At 69.1% G+C, this 17,743-nt stretch carries 17 protein-coding genes; 3 read left to right on the top strand and 14 right to left on the bottom strand.

Annotated elements, in window-relative coordinates; translation table 11 throughout:
* Positions 1 to 82: 82 nt before the first annotated feature.
* The 5 genes from atpB to ACGFIF_RS24565 form a co-directional block, all read right to left on the bottom strand.
* Positions 83 to 865, bottom strand: a complete 783-nt coding sequence (gene atpB / locus ACGFIF_RS24545; RefSeq protein ID WP_393157550.1) for a F0F1 ATP synthase subunit A — start codon at positions 863 to 865, stop codon at positions 83 to 85.
* A gap of 118 nt (positions 866 to 983) precedes the next feature.
* Entirely contained in the window at positions 984 to 1,199 is a 216-nt protein-coding gene (locus tag ACGFIF_RS24550; protein WP_393157551.1) for a hypothetical protein, read from the bottom strand.
* A 90-nt stretch (positions 1,200 to 1,289) separates the two neighbouring features.
* Positions 1,290 to 1,754, bottom strand: a complete 465-nt coding sequence (locus tag ACGFIF_RS24555) for a hypothetical protein (protein ID WP_393157552.1) — start codon at positions 1,752 to 1,754, stop codon at positions 1,290 to 1,292.
* Between the two features lie 204 nt (positions 1,755 to 1,958).
* On the bottom strand, positions 1,959 to 3,077 hold the full coding sequence (locus ACGFIF_RS24560) for a glycosyltransferase family 4 protein (RefSeq protein WP_393157553.1): 1,119 nt from the start codon (positions 3,075 to 3,077) through the stop codon (positions 1,959 to 1,961).
* The gene (locus tag ACGFIF_RS24565; protein ID WP_393157554.1) at positions 3,077 to 3,958 is read right to left on the bottom strand and encodes an L-threonylcarbamoyladenylate synthase; all 882 of its coding nucleotides are present in this window, start codon (positions 3,956 to 3,958) and stop codon (positions 3,077 to 3,079) included. Before ACGFIF_RS24565 ends, ACGFIF_RS24560 begins: the two co-directional genes overlap by 1 nt.
* 239 nt (positions 3,959 to 4,197) lie before the next feature.
* Between ACGFIF_RS24565 and ACGFIF_RS24570 the strand changes: the two genes are divergently transcribed.
* From ACGFIF_RS24570 to ACGFIF_RS24580, 3 genes are read left to right on the top strand one after another with little or no spacing between them, the layout of a single operon-like run.
* Positions 4,198 to 5,214 carry an adenosine deaminase gene (locus ACGFIF_RS24570; RefSeq protein WP_393157555.1) on the top strand — a complete coding sequence of 339 codons (1,017 nt, stop codon included), beginning with the start codon at positions 4,198 to 4,200 and terminating at the stop codon, positions 5,212 to 5,214.
* Positions 5,215 to 5,251: 37 nt separating this feature from the next.
* Positions 5,252 to 6,199, top strand: coding sequence for a hypothetical protein (locus ACGFIF_RS24575; RefSeq protein WP_393157556.1), 948 nt, complete (start codon positions 5,252 to 5,254; stop codon positions 6,197 to 6,199).
* A 3-nt stretch (positions 6,200 to 6,202) separates the two neighbouring features.
* Complete coding sequence (locus tag ACGFIF_RS24580) at positions 6,203 to 6,421, top strand: hypothetical protein (protein WP_393157558.1); 219 nt, start codon at positions 6,203 to 6,205, stop codon at positions 6,419 to 6,421.
* Positions 6,422 to 6,445: 24 nt separating this feature from the next.
* Here ACGFIF_RS24580 and prmC read toward each other — a convergent pair whose 3' ends face one another.
* The 9 genes from prmC to argS form a co-directional block, all read right to left on the bottom strand.
* Positions 6,446 to 7,273 carry a peptide chain release factor N(5)-glutamine methyltransferase gene (prmC, locus tag ACGFIF_RS24585; protein ID WP_393157559.1) on the bottom strand — a complete coding sequence of 276 codons (828 nt, stop codon included), beginning with the start codon at positions 7,271 to 7,273 and terminating at the stop codon, positions 6,446 to 6,448.
* A complete protein-coding gene (gene prfA / locus ACGFIF_RS24590) occupies positions 7,270 to 8,346 on the bottom strand; it encodes a peptide chain release factor 1 (protein ID WP_393157667.1) in 1,077 nt (358 codons plus the stop codon). Before prfA ends, prmC begins: the two co-directional genes overlap by 4 nt.
* A 215-nt stretch (positions 8,347 to 8,561) precedes the next feature.
* Positions 8,562 to 8,768: a 50S ribosomal protein L31 gene (gene rpmE, locus ACGFIF_RS24595; protein WP_130387310.1), complete on the bottom strand. Its 207-nt coding sequence runs from the start codon at positions 8,766 to 8,768 to the stop codon at positions 8,562 to 8,564.
* Between the two features lie 147 nt (positions 8,769 to 8,915).
* The gene (gene rho, locus ACGFIF_RS24600) at positions 8,916 to 11,015 is read right to left on the bottom strand and encodes a transcription termination factor Rho (protein ID WP_393157561.1); all 2,100 of its coding nucleotides are present in this window, start codon (positions 11,013 to 11,015) and stop codon (positions 8,916 to 8,918) included.
* 342 nt (positions 11,016 to 11,357) lie between these two features.
* The gene (gene thrB, locus ACGFIF_RS24605; protein WP_393157563.1) at positions 11,358 to 12,275 is read right to left on the bottom strand and encodes a homoserine kinase; all 918 of its coding nucleotides are present in this window, start codon (positions 12,273 to 12,275) and stop codon (positions 11,358 to 11,360) included.
* An 11-nt stretch (positions 12,276 to 12,286) separates the two neighbouring features.
* The gene (gene thrC / locus ACGFIF_RS24610) at positions 12,287 to 13,360 is read right to left on the bottom strand and encodes a threonine synthase (protein ID WP_393157565.1); all 1,074 of its coding nucleotides are present in this window, start codon (positions 13,358 to 13,360) and stop codon (positions 12,287 to 12,289) included.
* A gap of 3 nt (positions 13,361 to 13,363) precedes the next feature.
* Positions 13,364 to 14,656, bottom strand: a complete 1,293-nt coding sequence (locus ACGFIF_RS24615; protein ID WP_393157566.1) for a homoserine dehydrogenase — start codon at positions 14,654 to 14,656, stop codon at positions 13,364 to 13,366.
* Positions 14,653 to 16,056 carry a diaminopimelate decarboxylase gene (gene lysA / locus ACGFIF_RS24620; RefSeq protein WP_393157568.1) on the bottom strand — a complete coding sequence of 468 codons (1,404 nt, stop codon included), beginning with the start codon at positions 16,054 to 16,056 and terminating at the stop codon, positions 14,653 to 14,655. The genes ACGFIF_RS24615 and lysA overlap by 4 nt, the downstream gene beginning before the upstream one ends.
* A complete protein-coding gene (gene argS, locus ACGFIF_RS24625) occupies positions 16,053 to 17,711 on the bottom strand; it encodes an arginine--tRNA ligase (RefSeq protein WP_393157569.1) in 1,659 nt (552 codons plus the stop codon). The genes lysA and argS overlap by 4 nt, the downstream gene beginning before the upstream one ends.
* Between the last annotated feature and the right edge of the window lie 32 nt (positions 17,712 to 17,743).

A 17,743-nucleotide genomic window follows, 5' to 3' on the forward strand; every position in this document is an offset into this window, starting at 1 on the left:
TGCAGTGTGTTCCTTTCGGTACGGATAGGGGCTATCCGGGTTTCCGTTACTACGGGTCTAAGGGATACTGCGGTACTGCGGATCAATGGTCCTCGGCGATGGCGCTGCCGATGTACTGCGCGGTCAGCACGACGAAGATGTAGGCCTGGATGCACTGGACGAACAGTTCCAGTCCGGCGATCGCGAACCCCATCAGGATGGTGACGACACCGACGCCGGCCAGCGGGATGCTGCCGGCCTCGAAGATCAGGTACTCGCCGCCGAGCACGAAGACCAGCAGCAGGATGTGACCGGCGAACATGTTGGCGAACAACCGCAGGCTCAGCGAGACCGGCCGGACCAGGATGTTCGAGATGAACTCGATCGGGATCATCAGCGGCATCAGCCAGACCGGCACGCCGGCCGGCATGGTCTGGTGCTTGAAGTAGCCCCAGGGGCCGTGCTTCCGGATCCCGACCACGTTGTAGATGACCCAGCTCATGATCGCGGCGGCGTACGCCCAGCCGATGTGGCTGAAGGTCGGGAACTGGACCAGCGGGATCGTCGCGGCGACGTTGTTCAGCAGGATGAAGAAGAACAGGCCGCACAGGTACGGCACGTACTTCATGTGCTCGGCGCTGCCGATGGCGTCCCGGGCGATCGAGTTGCGGACGAAGTTGTAGCCGAGCTCACCGGCGAACTGCAGCTTGCTCGGCACGATCTCGGCCTTGCGGGACGCACCCCAGAAGAACCAGACGATCAGTACGACGGACAGGCCGGCCACCAGCACGGGCTTGGTGAACCAGTCGACGCCGTTGATGATCGGCGGAAGATCGAAGCTTTCGGGACCGGGCGGGTGGAACTCGGTCGGAACGCCGGCAGTCACCGGGTCTCCTCTCGCGTCGTGCTCAAGTCGGACGCCTTGTAGCAAAGGGCAGGGCGGCTCAGGGCATGGCGGTCAACAACGTCAGACCCGGCGTGGGTCAGGTCGTTCCCCGAAGGGATCAGGACCGCGCCCCGTACCGGAAGTGCAACAGCAGAACGGTGAGCCCGGCACCGAGGACGATGCCCACCGGAAGTAAGAACTGGGTGCCGAGCAGGCGATCCAACCCGAACCCGATGCCTCCGTACAGGAGCACACCGCCGATCAAGTAGGACAGGACCCGCCAGCCGTCGCCCGAATTCGGGGGTGATGGCTTCGGATCCTGATGCTCGCTCATTGGCACCCGAAAGGTACCAGTCCAGAACAGATCCGGTCACATCGGCACCCGTAACCTCCACCACAGCAGAGAAACCGTTACTGACGGTGCTCATGCGGTCACTTCCCCATCCAGGTCGTAGATCGGGACGCGCAGTCGCGACCAGGCCCAGATCTCACCGGCCATCCAGCCCATCACGACCACCAGGGCGCAGACGCCGAGCACGGTCAGATTCACGTGCTGGGCCAGGGTTTCCGAGCTCAGTGCGAGGGCGAGCAGGCCGCCGAAGATCGCGATCCGCCCGGTGTAGGAGGCCATCGCGATCCCCAGTTGCGCGGTCGGCGACGCACGCCGGGACAAGTGCAGCGCGACCAGGCCGGCGCCGGAGAAGACGATCACGATCAGCATCCCCAGCAGTGCGCCCCACAGTCCCTCGAGGCCGACGGCAACGGTCGACACGGCGGCGGCGTTCACGCCGACGACCAGGGCGGCGGCGAGCGCGCCACGCAGCATTGCCAACGCCGGGTGCCTGGTGGCCTGGCCGGCGACTTTCGGACTCTGAGCCGAGGGAGCCATCTGGTGGTTCCGTCCTGCTGGCGACCGGGTCTCACAGCCAGGTCGTCGGGTGGGCGGGGTCAGGGGTGTCGCTGTTCTTTGCTGGTGCTTGTGAAAACTAGCACAAAGTCTGCACGGTCAGCAAAACGAGTCCCTTGCCGCTGTACAGAGACACCCTATCGGTAGGCCACGCTGACGAGTGGTCTGGTCCCTACCTGTCCGGCTTCAGACCTTGGCGAGCGGTTTCCGGTAGCGGCGCGGGAGCCCGGTCGTGAGCAGGATCGCGGTGACCGCCACGGCCAGCACGATCAGGGCGGTCCACCAGTTCAGCACCAGTCCGAGGACCACCACGCCGTACGCGATCAGAGCGGTCCACAGGTACATCAGCAGGACAGCCCGGCGGTGTGAGTGGCCGCGTTGCATCAGGCGGTGGTGCAGGTGCAACTTGTCCGCGGCGAACGGCGAGCGGCCGGCCTTGGTCCGGCGGACGTAGGCCATCGTCAGGTCGAGCGCGGGGATCGCGAGGACGGCGATCGGCAGGATCAACGGGAGCAGTGCCGGCAGCAGGCTGGAGCCGCCGACCTCGTACGGGACCGCGTTCGGGTCCATCTGGCCGGTGAGGCTGATCGTCGACGCGGCCAGCATCAGGCCGATCAGCAGGGCGCCGGAGTCGCCCATGAAAACCCTGGCGGGGAAGAAGTTGTGCGGCAGGAAGCCGAGGCACGCACCGGCCAGGGCGACGGTGATCAGGGTCGAGGTGGTGGCCCGGTCGAGGTTCTGCTCGACGTTCAGCAGGTACGAGTAGGTGAAGAACGCGGTCGCGCCGATCGCGGTCACCCCGGCGGCCAGGCCGTCCAGGCCGTCGACGAAGTTCACCGCGTTGCAGGACACCAGCAGGATGCCGGCGGTGAGGACGGCGAGCTGCGCGGGCGGCGGCGAGACGACGCCGCCGGGCAGCGGCAGCCAGTACAACTGGATGCCCTGGACAACCATCACGCCGACGGCCAGCACCTCACCGGCCAGCTTGGTGATCGCGTCCAGCTCGTACAGGTCGTCGACCACGCCGACGGCGCAGATCACCACGCCGCCGATCAGGATCGCGCGGGCGTCGTGGGCGACCTGCAGGCTGTCGCCGAGGAAGGGCAGGCTGGAGGCGACCGCGAAGCCGGCGATCAGGCCGCCGAGGATGGAGATGCCACCGAAGTACGGGATCGGGACCTTGTGCACGTCCCGGGCCCGGACCTTCGCGACCGCGCCGTACCGCAGGGCGATCTGCCGGGCCACGCCGGTCAGCAGGAAGGTCGTGGCCATGGCCACGAACAGGACCAGCAGGTACTCGCGCACTAGTCCGCAGGCCTCACATCGGTTTCGGTCGGCTTCTTCTCGTCGTCTTCGTCCTTGGACGCTTCAACAGGTTCTTCGGTTGGCGCTTCCGGTTCTTGTCCAGCCTTCTCCGGCTCTAGTTCAGCCTTCTCCGGCTCTAGTTCAGCCTTCTCCGGCTCTAGTTCAGCCCTCTCCGGCTCTAGTTCAGCCCTCTCCGGCTTTTCTTCAGCCTTCTCGGGCTCTTCAGCCTTCTCGTCGTCCAGGTCGGTGGAGACCTCGGGGACGACGGCGCGGAGCTGGGCGAGCGACAGGGCGCCGAGGCGGACGACGTGCGGGGTGTCGCCGGTGATGTCGACGATGGTGGACGGCTGGCCGCCGGTCGCCGTACCGCCGTCGAGGTAGACCGCGACCGAGTCGGCCAGCTGCTCCTCGGCGTCGTACACGTCGAGCGCGGCCGGCTGACCGCTGAGGTTGGCCGAGCTGACCGCGAGCGGCCCGGTGCGGGACAGCAGTTCACGGGTGTTCTCGTGGTCCGGCACCCGCAGCGCGACGGTTCCCTGGGTCTCCCCCAGGTCCCACATCAGCGACGTCTGCGCGTGGCAGATCACCGTCAGCGGCCCGGGCCAGAACTCCTCGCAGAGCTTGCGGCCCGACTCGGGGACGTCGGTGGCGAGCGCGTCCAGCGACTCGACCACCGAGATCAGCACCGGTGGTGGCATGTCGCGGCCCCGGCCCTTGGCGTCCAGCAGTCGCTGGACCGCGTCGGACTTGAACGCGTCCGCGGCGATCCCGTACACGGTGTCGGTCGGAAGGACGACCAGGTCGCCGGCCTCGATGGCGTCCACGGCCGCTCGATAGGCCGGTGCCAGCTCGTCGCCGGTGAAGTCGAAGCGCTCACTCACGCACCGAATCGTGCCACTCACGCCCCCGCGGCCTCCACCCGGGCTGGCCCAGGCGTGACCTGACAAATGATTGTCAACTTTCCAGCACGTCCGCCCCGACGTCCTTAGGATCCCGTCCATGACTGTTTTGAATTGCCGAGCCTCCGGCCCGGCGGGTCATGGGGCCCTGGCTCCCGGCCTTCCCTCGTCGCTCCAGTCGCTGCGCTCCCTACGCTCCTCAGTCCAGGCCGGGAGGCCCCATGACCGTGTCGCGTGAGTTCCTGGCCGGCCTGCCGAAGGCCGAGCTGCATGTCCATCACGTCGGATCCGCGTCGCCGCGGATCGTCGCCGCGCTCGCCGCCCGGCACCCCGGGTCGCCGGTGCCGGCCGACCCGGCCGAGCTGGCGAAGTACTTCCAGTTCACCGACTTCGCCAAGTTCATCGAGATCTACCTGACCGTGGTCGACCTGGTGAAGACGCCGGACGACGTCCGGCTGCTGACCTACGAGATCGCCCGCGAGATGGCTGGGCACAACCTCCGCTACGCCGAGCTGACCTGTACGCCGTACATGTCGGTGGTCCGCGGGATCGCCGCGGAGGCGTTCTGCGAGGCGATCGAGGACGCCCGGATCGCGGCCGAGAAGGAGTTCGGCATCGTGCTGCGGTGGATCTTCGACATCGCCGGCGAGGCCGGGCTGCCGGCCGCCGACGGGACGCTGGAGATCGCGCTGAAGAACCGGCCCGAGGGCCTGGTCGGGTTCGGCCTGGGCGGGCCGGAGATCGGCGTACCGCGGCCGCAGTTCCAGCCACACTTCGAGGCCGCCATCGCGGCCGGGCTGCACAGCGTGCCGCACGCGGGCGAGACCACCGGGCCGGAGACGATCTGGGACGCGGTCCGGGTGCTCAAGGCCGAGCGGATCGGCCACGGTACGTCGACCATGCAGGACCCGGCCCTGGTCGACTACCTGGGCGAGCACCGGATCCCGCTCGAGGTCAGCCCGACGTCGAACATCGCCACCCGCGCGGTCGCGTCGTACGACGTGCACCCGCTGCGCGCGATGGTCGAGGCCGGTCTGGTCGTCACCATCAACTCCGACGACCCGCCGATGTTCGGCACCGACCTCACCAACGAGTACGCCGTCGCCACCGAGCTGCTCGACCTCGACGAGGCCGGCGTGGGCGAGCTGGCCAAGACAGCCGTCCGGGTTTCGTTCGCCGAGGACTCGGTGAAGAACGCCCTGGTCGCGGAGATCGACGAGTACGTCGCGAAGGCGTAGCTCGGGTTCTCAGGTTGTGCGTGGTTCTCTAGGTGAGGTGCGGAGAGTTCCAGGGGTAGCGGCGGTGCTCGGGCTGTTGCTGGGGGTGGCGGCCTGCAGCGACGAGCCCGGGGCCGCGGGACCGGCTGCGGCTACCGCGTCGTCGGCCAGCCCTAGTCCGACCACTCCGTCTCTGCCACCCCCACCTGCTGATGGGGACCTGCCACGAGGTGGGCGAGCGATCTTCCCGAAGTACCAACTCGTCGCGTACGTCGGCATGCCGGGCTCACCCGCCCTCGGTCCGCTGGACAAGGACCTGGCGACGAAGGCAGCCCGGCTGGAGAAGCTGTCGCGTGCGTACGCCGCCGGGCGCACACCGCTGCCGGTGATGGAACTGATCACAGTGGTCGCGAAGGCGGGACCCGGCAAGGACCGGATGTATCGCGGCCGCCTGCCCGACGCGAAGATCCAGGAGTACCTGACCGTCGCGCGCAAGCACCGGATGCTGTTGCTGCTCGACATCCAGCCGGGCCGGGCCAAGATCCTGCCCGAGGTGAAACGGCTCGAACGCTGGCTGAAGGAACCGGATGTCGGGCTCGCCTTCGATCCGGAGTGGGCGGTCGGGCCGAACCAGGTCCCCGGCCGCGTCTTCGGCCGTACGTCGGGCGCCGAGCTCGACAGCATCGCGTCGTACCTGTCGGGACTGGTGCAGGCTCATGACCTGCCGGAGAAGGTGTTCGTCTTCCACCAGCTGTCGACCAGGATCGTGACCGGACAGCAGGCGCTGAAGAAGCACCCGGGCGTGGTGACGATCAAGTCTGTCGACGGGATCGGTGCCCGCGAGGACAAGCTGGAGACGTGGGGCAAACTCACCGCGAACCTCCCGGCCGGCGTGCATACCGGGTTCAAGTTGTTCTACACCGAGGACGCCCGGCACGGTCCGTTGATGACCCCGGCCCAGGTGCTGGCGCTCCGGCCACGGCCGGAGCTCGTCGTGTACGAATAGGGAATGCGACTTGCCTTCGCGAACGTTGCCGGTGGCCGACTGGTCGATGCGAACAACCGGTACGTCGCGGCCGATCGGACCGCGGACTTCGCGACGGCGCTGGCGGCGTTGCGACCTGACGTACTGATCGTGACCGAGCTCGATTGCGACAGGGCGCCGATCACAGCCTGGTCGGCTGCCGGGTCAGCCCGTGGCAGCGGCAGGAGCGTGCGATCGGGATGATCCGCGCGCAGGACCTGGTCCGGCCTAGATCCTCCGGCCCGTTGCGAAGCGGGGGCGGGCGGCCAGGTCCGGCTGGTCGCGGACCTCGGTGAAGAGGGCGGTGGCGGTGAAGACTGCGGGGGCGGATTCGCCCTGGACGTCGGCGTGTTCGCAGGCGAACCAGCCGCCGGGCTTGAGCAGCCGTGCCGCGGTCGCGGCGACGACCTTGATCTCGTCTAGGCCGTCGTCACCGGACCACAACGCCAGCGCGGGGTCGTGATCGCGGACCTCCGCGGTGACGGATTCCCAAGCAGTCAAAGGGATGTACGGCGGGTTGGAGATCACCGCATCCACCTGGCCGTCCAACTCGGGCAGGCATCCGTCGATGTCCCCCTCGTGCAGTTCGGCACCCGTGCCCGCGAGATTGCGACGTGCCCAGACACACGCATCCGGCGACAGCTCGACCGCGTGGACGACGCTGTCCGGCCGCTCGGTCGCCACCGCGCCGGCGATCACACCTGAACCGGTGCACAGGTCCACCACCAGCGGTTCCTTGACGTCCGCGAGCCGGTCGAGGATCCAGCCGACCATCACCTCGGTCTCCGGCCTCGGCACGAAGACACCGGGGCCGACTGCGAGCTCCCGGTAGCGGAAGGCTGCCGTACCGGTCAGATGCTGCAGCGGTTCGCGGGCGGCCCGGCGCACGATCAGTTCGTCGTACCGGCGGAGCTGATCTGCGGTCGGTTCGGCCAGGTTCAGCCGGCTGCTGGCGGTGACGAACGCGAGGAGTTCCGCGGCGTCGAAGTCCGGTGAGGCGACGCCTGCTTCCCGGAGCCGTGCGGTCGCCTCGATGAGCAGCGACTTGGTGGTCACTGCGCCTCGACGGCCTCGAGGCGGGCGGCGAGGTCGGCCTCGGTCAGGGCCTGGATCACCGGCGCCAGCTCGCCGCCGAGGACCTGGTCGAGGTTGTGCGCCTTGTAGCCGACGCGGTGGTCGGAGAACCGGTTCTCCGGGAAGTTGTAGGTGCGGATCCGCTCGGACCGGTCGACGGTCCGGATCTGCGACCGGCGGGCGTCCGAGGCCTCCTGGTCGGCGGCCTCCTGCGCGGCCGCGAGCAGCCGGGCCCGCAGTACACGCATGGCCTGCTCACGGTTCTGCAGCTGCGACTTCTCGTTCTGCATCGACACCACGATGCCGGTCGGCAGGTGGGTGATCCGGACCGCGGAGTCGGTCGTGTTGACGCTCTGCCCACCGGGACCGGACGACCGGAACACGTCGATGCGCAGGTCGTTCGGGTCGATCTCGACGTCGACGTCCTCGGCCTCCGGCAGTACCAGCACACCGGCCGCGCTCGTGTGGATCCGGCCCTGCGACTCGGTCACCGGCACCCGCTGGACCCGGTGCACCCCGCCCTCGAACTTGAGCTTCGCGTACGGCGCCTCACCCGGCTCCGGCGTGCCCTTCGCCTTCACCGCGACGGTGATCGACTTGTACCCGCCCAGGTCGGACTCGGCCGAGTCGAGCACCTCGGTCTTCCAGTTCTGCGACTCGGCGTACTTCAGGTACATCTTCAGCAGGTCGCCGGCGAACAGCGCGGACTCGTCGCCGCCCTCACCGGCCTTGATCTCGAGGATCGCGTCCTTGTCGTCACTCGGGTCGCGCGGGACCAGCAGCACCTGCAGCTTCTCGGCCAGCTCGTCGCGGCGGGCCGCCAGCTTGGTGGCCTCCTCCGCGAACGTCGGGTCCTCGGCCGCGAGCTCGCGGGCCGCCTCGATGTCGTCGCCGGTCTGCAGCCATTCGTCGTACGTGCGCACCACCGGGGCGAGCGCGGAGTACCGCTTGCCGACCCGGCGGGCGTTGGCCTGGTCGGAGTGCAGCTCCGGATCCGACATCTGCCGCTCCAGCTCGGCGTACTCGGCCTTGAGCGTCTGAACCGCCTCGAACATCCCGCACTCCTGTGCTTCTGGCCGGGCCTTCGGCACCGGCGTGGTCATGGGGCCTTGGCTCCCGGCCTTCCCTCGTCACTCCAGTCGCTACGCTCCCTGCGCTCCTCAGTCCAGGCCGGGAGGCCCCATGACCTTCCTTCAAGACTCAGACAACACAAACCGCGCGCCGGTCGGCAAGCCTTTCCAGGCTCGCGGACCGGCGCGCGGTGAGGTCGCTACTTCTTCGCGTACCGCTTCTCGAAGCGGGCCACCCGGCCACCGGTGTCGAGAATCTTCTGCTTACCGGTGTAGAAGGGGTGGCACTGCGAGCAGACGTCGGCGTGGATCACGCCGTTCTCCGCGGTCGAGCGCGTGGTGAACGTGGCGCCACAGGTGCAGGTCACCGTGGTGTCGACGTACGTCGGGTGGATATCGCTCTTCAAGGGTTCTCCTAGGTTCAGGTGCCCCGGGTCGCCCGCGGGCGCGGACGTGAACCGGAACCAACACACAAGTTTGCCATCCCAGGCCTGATTTCACCGAATCGGGTGGGGTACGGCGCCTCGCCGTACCCCGCACCCGCTCGGTTGCTCTCAGTTACCGTCGTCGGTGCTACGACCACCGGCCGACGGGGTGGTCTTGTTCACCTGCAACAGGAACTCGATGTTCGACTTGCTCTCCTTGAGCTTGCCGATCAGGAGCTCGAGGGCCGCCTGGCCGTCCAGCGCGGACAGCACCCGGCGGAGCTTCCAGACCACCTGGGTCTCGTCCTTGCTCATCAGCAGTTCCTCGCGGCGGGTACCGGAGGCGACCACGTCGATGGCCGGGAAGATGCGCCGGTCGGCGAACTCGCGGCGCAGCCGCAGCTCCATGTTGCCCGTGCCCTTGAACTCCTCGAAGATGACCTCGTCCATCTTGGAGCCGGTCTCGATCAGCGCGGTGGCCAGGATGGTCAGCGAGCCGCCGTCCTCGATGTTGCGGGCCGCACCGAAGAACCGCTTCGGCGGGTACAGCGCCGAGGAGTCGACACCACCGGACAGGATCCGGCCGCTGGCCGGTGCCGCGATGTTGTACGCCCGGCCCAGCCGGGTGATCGAGTCGAGCAGGACGACGACGTCGTGGCCCAGCTCGACCAGCCGCTTGGCCCGCTCGATCGCCAGCTCCGCGACCGTGGTGTGGTCGTCGGCCGGCCGGTCGAAGGTCGAGGCGATGACCTCACCCTTGACGGTGCGCTGCATGTCGGTGACCTCTTCGGGCCGCTCGTCCACCAGCACGACCATCAGGTGTACTTCGGGGTTGTTCGTGGTGATCGCGTTCGCCAGCGCCTGCAGCACCATCGTCTTACCGGCCTTCGGCGGCGAGACGATCAGGCCGCGCTGGCCCTTGCCGATCGGGCTGACGATGTCGACGATCCGGGTGGTGAGCACCCCGGGCTCGGTCTCCAGCCGGAGCCGCTCGGTCGCGTACAGCGGGGTCAGCTTGTTGAAGTCCTGCCGCTGCTTGGCGATCTCCGGGTCCGACCCGTTCACGGTGTCGATCCGGACCAGCGGGTTGAACTTCTCCTTGCGCTCACCCTCCTGCGGCTGCTTCACCGCACCGGTGATCGCGTCACCCTTGCGCAGGCCGTACCGCTTCACCATCGACAGGGCGACGTACACGTCGTTCGGGCCGGGCAGGTAGCCGCTGGTCCGGACGAACGCGTAGTTGTCGAGGACGTCGAGGATGCCGGCCGCCGGGACGAGGACGTCGTCCTCGCTGATCGTCGGCTCCGGGTCGAACCGCTCACCGCGACCGCGGTTGCGGGTGTTGTCCCGGTCCCGGGGGGCCTGCGGGCTGCCGTCGCGGTTGCGGTCCCGGTCGCGGCCCCGGCGGCGCCGGCGACGGCCTTCGCCTTCCTCGCCGCGGTCGTTCTGGTCCTGCCGGTTGCGGTTGTCCCGCTGGGTGTCACCGCGGTTGTCCCGCTGACCGTCACGACCCTGGTCACGCTGGCCGTCGCGGCCCTGGTTGTCGCGGTTGCGGTCCCGGTTCGGCTCGCCGCGCTCGCCCCGGTCACCGCGGGTGTCGCGCTGACCGTCGCGGTTCTGGCCGTCGCGGCCCTGGTCCCGGTTGCGGTCGCGGTTGCGGCTGTCGCGGCTGTCACCGCGGTCGTCGCCCTCCCGGTTGCCGCGGTCGTCGCCGTCCCGGCTGCCGCGGTCCGCGGGCTGCTCGGTCTTCGGCTCCGCGACGGCGGTGCCGTTCTGCGTCGCGACCTGGGCGGCGGGCGCCTCGGCCGTGACCGCCGGCGCCGCAGCGGCAGCGGCCGGCTCGGCGGGGGCGCCGTTCTGGCCGGAGTCCTTCTCGGCCGCGGCGCGGGTCCGGCGGCTGCCGCCCTCGCGCTTGGCCGGGGCTTCGGCCTTGGCCACAGGCGCCTCGGCGGCACCCTCGTCCAGGGTCGGCTGGCTCGCCTTCGGGCGGGATCCGCCCGTCGAGCCGCCCGCCTGGGCGGCCTTGATCGCCTCGATCAGCTGGCCCTTGCGCAGTGCGCCGGTGCCCTTGATGCCCAGCGTCCCGGCGAGCTGTTTGAGCTCGGGGAGCAGCATGCCCTCGAGGCCGCCTCCGGCCTTCCGGCGACGCGTCGCGGTGGTGGCCGCAGCGTCGTTACCCGGGGCCGGCGTGGTGCCGGCGCCGCTGGAGGCTTCAACAGTTTCTGTCACGTGAGGTCCTTCCCACACGGATCGTCGGTGTCAGAGTGCGCACCGACCGTTTCATCACCCACGGCCGACGCGGTGCCGACTGTTCCGGCTGCGACGGCGACGTGGGTATCAAGAGGCTCTCGCTCGATCTGAGTCCCCCCGGACATCCCCGGCGCAGGCGGCGCAAGTTCAGATCCACAGGAGGGTCGCCACACAACACAGGGTGCCGGGAGCACAGCCCGGATCGTGACGAGAGTTCACCGATCACCTGGAGGGGATCGGGTGAGTCGAGACTAGCACCACAACGGGTCGTTCTGCTGACTCGAGGGGTACAACGCGTGTCAATCCCGGATCATTCCCGGCCTAGCCCGCCTCGAGCGACCAGACCTGTACGCCGACTGGATCAATCGCCAGCTCGTGCCGGGTCCAGCCGTCCGGCGGAGGCGGCGGCGCCGTCCGCGTCCCAACTGGTCGGCCCAGTACGACCACGGTCGGCCCGGCGCCGCTCACGATCGCGGGCAGGCCGCTCCCCCGCAGCTTGTGCACCAGCGCCAGACTCTCCGGCATCGCCGGCTCGCGGTACTCCTGATGCAGCAGATCCTCGGTCGCCGTCAGCAGCAGTTCCGGCCGCGCGGTCAACGCCGCAACCAGCAACGCAGCCTTCCCCGCATTCGCCGCCGCATCACTGTGAGGTACGACGCCCGGCAGCAACCCGCGCGCCTCCTTTGTCAGCACGCGATTGTCAGGTACATAGGCAACCGCGGCCACGCCCTCGACCGTCTCCAGCCGGACCGCCCGGCCGGTTTCGCCTTCTGTCCAAGCGATTGTGAATCCACCCAGCGCGGCCGCGGCGACGTTGTCCGGATGCCCTTCGATCTCGTTCGCCAGTACGACGAGGCGCTCGCGATCGACCGGTTCACCGGCCAGCCCGTACGCCGCCGCGAGACCGCCGACGATCGCGGCCGACGACGAACCGAGCCCGCGGCCGTGCGGAATCCGGTTCTCACACCGCAACGTGAATCCGGGCACCGAAGCACCCAGTGCCTCCAGCCCACGCCGGATGGACCGGACCACAAGGTGCGACTCGTCCAGCGGCACCTCGCCCGCACCGGGCCCGGTCACCTCGACCGTCACGCCGGACCCGCCCGGCGTCACGATCAGGTCGTCGTACAAGGTGAGGGCCAGGCCGAACGCGTCGAAGCCGGGGCCGAGGTTGGCACTCGTCGCCGGGACCCGGACCCGCACCTGGTCGCAGGGCCGGCGGTCGTCCTTGGTCTCCACAGCGGGCCCCGTCAGAGCAGGCCGGCGACGCGGGCGACGGCGTCGGTGTCGGCGGGCGTGACCGGGGACTCGATCACCTTGGCGTGGTCGAGGGCGGTGTCGATGTCCTTCAGGCCGTGCCCTGTGACGGTGATCACCACGGTCGAGCCGTCCAGCCAGCCCTGGGCCTTCGCGTGCAGCAGTCCGGCCACACCGGCCGCCGAGGCGGGCTCGACGAACACGCCCTCGTGCGCGGCGAGCTCACGCTGCGCTGTCAGGATCTGCTCGTCGGTGACCATCTCGATCCGGCCGCCGGACTCGTCCCGGGCGGCTTCGGCCAGCGTCCAGGAGGCCGGGTTGCCGACCCGGATCGCGGTCGCCGCGGTGTCCGGCTTCTCGACGATCGCGCCGCGCACGATCGGCGCCGCACCCTCGGCCTGGAACCCCCACATCCGCGGGGTCTTCGAGGCGAGATCGTCCTTCGCGTACTCCTGGTATCCCTTCCAGTAGGCCGCGATGTTGCCCGCGTTCCCGACCGGCAGCAGGTGCAGGTCCGGGGCGTCGCCGAGCGCGTCGCACACCTCGAAGGCGGCGGTCTTCTGGCCTTCCAGCCGGACCGGGTTCACCGAGTTCACCAGCGCGACCGGGTAGTGCTTGCCGAGCTCGCGGACGATCCGCAGGCAGTCGTCGAACCCGCCGTCGATCGACACGAGCTGGGCGCCGTGGACGATGGCCTGCGCGAGCTTGCCCTTCGCGATCCGGCCGGCCGGGATCAGTACCAGTGGGATCAGGCCGGCCCGGACGGCGTACGCGGCCGCGGAGGCCGAGGTGTTGCCGGTCGACGCGCAGACGACGGCCTTGTCGCCGGCCTGCGCGGCGAGCGAGATGGCGACCGTCATGCCGCGGTCCTTGAACGAGCCGGTCGGGTTGTTGCCCTCGACCTTGAGCCAGACCTCGCAGTTGGTCTGCTCGCTGAGCCACTGCGCAGCCACCAGCGGCGTCCCGCCTTCGCCCAGCGTGACCACCGGCGTGTCCGCCGAAACGGGAAGCCGGTCCCGGTATTCCTCGATCACGCCTTGCCATTGATGAGGACGCTGCTGAGCCATTCGTTACTCGCCTTCTACCCGCATCACACTGCTGACTTCCCGAACGATGTCCATGTCACGCAGGGCCTCCACGGTCGCGGACAACGCGGCGTCGGTCGCGGTGTGGGTGACCACCACCAGCTGCGCGTCGCTGCCCCGGCCTTCCTGACGCACGGTCTGGATGGACACGTCGTGCTCAGCGAAGGCGTGGGCCACCGCCGCCAGCACACCGGCTTTGTCGGCCACGTCCAGCGACACGTGGTAGCGGGTCATCGCGTCGCCCATCGGCCGCACGGCTCGCTGGGTGTACGACGACTCGCCGACCCCCGGCACACCCTTGAGCCGGTTGCGCGCGGCGGACACGAGATCCCCGAGGACTGCACTGGCCGTCGGGGCGCCGCCGGCACCACGACCATAGAACATCAGCTGGCCGGCCGCTTTGGATTCCACGAAGACCGCGTTGTACGCGTCCCGCACACTGGCCAGCGGGTGGCTCGCCGGGATCATCGCCGGGTACACGCGGGCGCTGACCGAGTCGGTCGCCTCGTCGAGTTCGCAGATGGCCAGCGACTTCACCACACAGCCCATCTCACGGGCCGAGGCGATGTCGGTCGCGGACACCTCGGTGATGCCCTCGCGATGGACGTCGGCGATGGAAACCCTTGTGTGGAAGGCCAAACTGGCCAGCAGGGCGGCCTTCGCGGCGGCGTCGAACCCCTCGATGTCGGCGGTCGGGTCGGCCTCGGCGTACCCGAGCGCCTGGGCCTCCTCCAGCGCCTCGTCGAAGCCGGCGCCGGTGCTGTCCATCTTGTCGAGGATGTAGTTCGTGGTGCCGTTGACGATGCCCATGACTCTGGTCACGTCGTCACCGGCCAGCGACTCGCGCAGCGGCCGCAGGATCGGGATCGCGCCGGCGACGGAGGCCTCGAAGTACAGGTCGCGCTGGTACTTCTCCGCGGCGGCGAACAGCGTCGGGCCGTCCTCGGCCAGCAGCGCCTTGTTCGCCGTGATCACCGAGGCGCCGTGCTCGAGCGCGGTGAGGATCAGGCTGCGGGCGGGCTCGAGCCCGCCGATCACCTCGATGACGATGTCCAGGTCGCCCCGCTTCACCAGCGCCTGGGCGTCGGTGGTGATCAGCGCGGGGTCGACGGCGATGTCGCGCGCACGGCCCGGCCGTCGTACCGCGATCCCGGCGATCTCCAGCCGCGCACCGACGCGGGCGGCGAGATGGTCGGCCTGCTCGGTGAGGATCCGGACCACCTCGGTCCCGACAACACCGCAGCCCAGCAGGCCGACCTTCAAGGTTTTCTCGTTCACTCGTCCCCCATGTCCAGGAGAAGCAGGTCGTCTTCGGTTTCCCGCCGTACGACGATCCGCGTGTGACCGTCCTTGACCGCGATCACCGGTGGCCGCGGTACGTGGTTGTAGTTGCTCGCCATCGACCGGCAGTAGGCCCCGGTCCCCGGAACGGCGACCAGGTCGCCGGGCCGCACGTCCGAGGGGAGGAACTCGTCCTTCACCACGATGTCGCCGGACTCACAGTGCTTGCCGACGACCCGGGCCAGGGTCGGCTCGGCGTCGGAGTAGCGGTTGGCCAGCGTGCAGGAGTAGTCGGCGTCGTACAGCGCGGTGCGGATGTTGTCGCTCATCCCGCCGTCGACGGAGACATAGGTCCGGGAGGCGCCGTAGTCGAGCTCGACCTCCTTGACCGTGCCGACCGTGTAGACGGTGCAGACGGCCGGGCCGACGATCGCGCGGCCGGGCTCGATCGACACCTTCGGTACGTCGACCTGGAAGGCGCGGCACTCGTGCTCGACGATCTTGCCCATCTCGGTCGCCAGTTGGGCCGGGTCGGAAGGATCATCCTGAGTGGTGTAGGCGATGCCGAAGCCGCCGCCCAGGTCGAGCTCCGGCATGGTCACGCCGAGCTCGTCGGAAACCCTTGCGTGCAAGGAGATCACCCGCTTCGCGGCCACCTCGAACCCGGACGAGTCGAAGATCTGCGAGCCGATGTGCGAGTGCAGTCCGAGCAGTTCCAGCTCGGGTGCTTCGTTGACTCGGGCAACGGCTTCGAAGGCCGCGCCGGAGGTGATCGAGAAACCGAACTTCTGGTCCTCGTGCGCGGTCGCGATGTACTCGTGGGTGTGCGCCTCGACGCCCGCGGTCACCCGGACCATCACCGGCGCGGTCGTGTCGCGCTCGGCGGCCAGCTCGATCAGCCGCTCGATCTCGTACAGCGAGTCGACGATGATCCGGCCGACACCGGCGTCGAGCGCCCGCGCCAGCTCGGACTCGGACTTGTTGTTGCCGTGAAACCCCAGCCGCTTCGGGTCGGCGCCGGCACGCAGTGCGACGGCCAGCTCTCCCCCGCTGCAGATGTCCAGGTTCAGGCCTTCCTCCATCACCCAGCGGACGACCGTCGTACAGAGGAACGCCTTACCGGCGTAGTAGACGTCGAAGTCCTTGAAGGCGTGCTTGAACGCGCGGGCGCGAGCCCGGAAGTCGTCCTCGTCCAGCACGTACGCCGGGCTGCCGTGCTCGGCGACCAGGTCACGGGCGTCGACACCGCCGACGACCAGCGAACCCTCGGCGGTCTTCTTGGCCGTGGACGACCACAGCTGCGGGACCAGGTCGTTGACGTCGCGGGGTGCGCGGAGCCAGGACGGGCCGCGGTGGCCGATATCCGCGTGCAGCGCGCCCGCCTCGTGCGCCCTCACATCCGCTCCGGTGCGGAGACGCCGAGCAGGTCCAGCCCGTTGGCGAGTACGGTCCTGGTCGCGCCGACCAGGGTCAGGCGAGCCTTGTGCACCGGCTCCACCTCCTCGTCGCCGCGCGGGAGCACGCGGCAACTGTCGTAGAACTTGTGGAACGCCGACGCGGTGTCCTCCAGGTAGCGGGCGATCCGGTGCGGCTCGCGCAGCTCGGCGGCGGTGGCGACGATGCGCGGGAACTCGGCCAGCGCGCGGAGCAGATCGCCCTCGCGCTCGTGGCTGAGCAGCCCCGGGTCGAACTCGTCCAGCTTGATGCCGAGCTCGTCGGCGTTGCGCAGGATCGAGGCCAGCCGGGCGTGGGCGTATTGGACGTAGTACACCGGGTTCTCGCTGACCTGGCGGGTCATCTCCTCGATGTCCAGCGTCAGCGGGGAGTCCACCGGGTAGCGGCAGAGCGTGTAGCGGAGCGGGTCGACGCCGCCCTCCTCGACCAGCTCGGCCAGCGTGACGATGGTGCCGGCCCGCTTGGACAGCCGCATCTCCTCGCCGCCCTTGAGGATCTTCACCAGCTGACCGATCAGGATCTCGATGTTGTGCTCGGGGTCGTCACCGGCACAGGCCGCGATCGCCTTGAGACGGTTCACGTACCCGTGGTGGTCGGCGCCGAGCATGTAGATGCAGACCTCGAAACCGCGCTCGCGCTTGTTCACGTAGTACGCCGCGTCGGAGGCGAAGTACGTCGGCTCGCCGTTGGACCGGATCAGCACCCGGTCCTTGTCGTCGGTGAAGTCCGTCGTCCGCATCCACAGTGCGTCGTCGGCGTCGTACAGGTGGCCCTGCTGGCGCAGCTTCTCGATCGCGTGGCCGACACCGTCCTGCTCGTGCAGGCTGCGCTCGGAGAACCAGACGTCGAAGCTGGTCCGGAAGTGCTCGAGCTGGGCCTGCTGCTCCTTGAGCTGGCGCTCGTACCCGGCCTCGCGGAAGGCGATGACCTGCTCTGCCTCCGGCAGCTCGGTGATCCCGGGGACCTCGGCGACGATCTGCTTGGCGAGGTCGATGATGTACTCGCCGTGGTAGCCGTCCTCGGGGATCGGCTGACCGTGCGCGGCCGCCTGCAGGCTGGCGCCGAACTTGTCCATCTGCGCGCCGCGGTCGTTGATGTAGAACTCGCGGGTGACCTTGGCGCCGGCCGCGGCGAGCACCCGCGCCAGCGCGTCGCCGACGGCGGCCCAGCGGGTGTGACCGAGGTGCAGCGGGCCGGTCGGGTTGGCGGAGATGAACTCCAGGTTCACCGTCTGGCCGTGCAGGCTGTCGGTGTGGCCGTAGCTCGGGCCGGCGTCCACGATCGATTGCGCGACCTTGCCCTGGGCATCGGCCGCGACCCGGATGTTGATGAAACCCGGTCCGGCGATCTCGACCGCGGTGATCGCGTCGTCGTCGGTCAGCTTGCCGGCCAGCAGCTCGGCGAACTGGCGCGGGTTCAGCCCGGCACGCTTTCCGAGCTGCATCGCGACGTTGGTGGCGTAGTCCCCGTGCTCGGGGTTCTTGGGGCGCTCGACCTTCAGCTCGCGCGGCAGCCCGCCCTCGACGGTGATGGTGCCGTCGTCGGCGAGCGCGGCCAGGGCCTGGAGGATCTTCTCAGCGAGCTGTTCCGGAGTCACCGGATCAGCCTAATGGCCACGCACCCAAACCC

The sequence above is a fragment of the Kribbella sp. NPDC049174 genome (assembly GCF_043197365.1).
Classification (GTDB): Bacteria; Actinomycetota; Actinomycetes; order Propionibacteriales; family Kribbellaceae; genus Kribbella.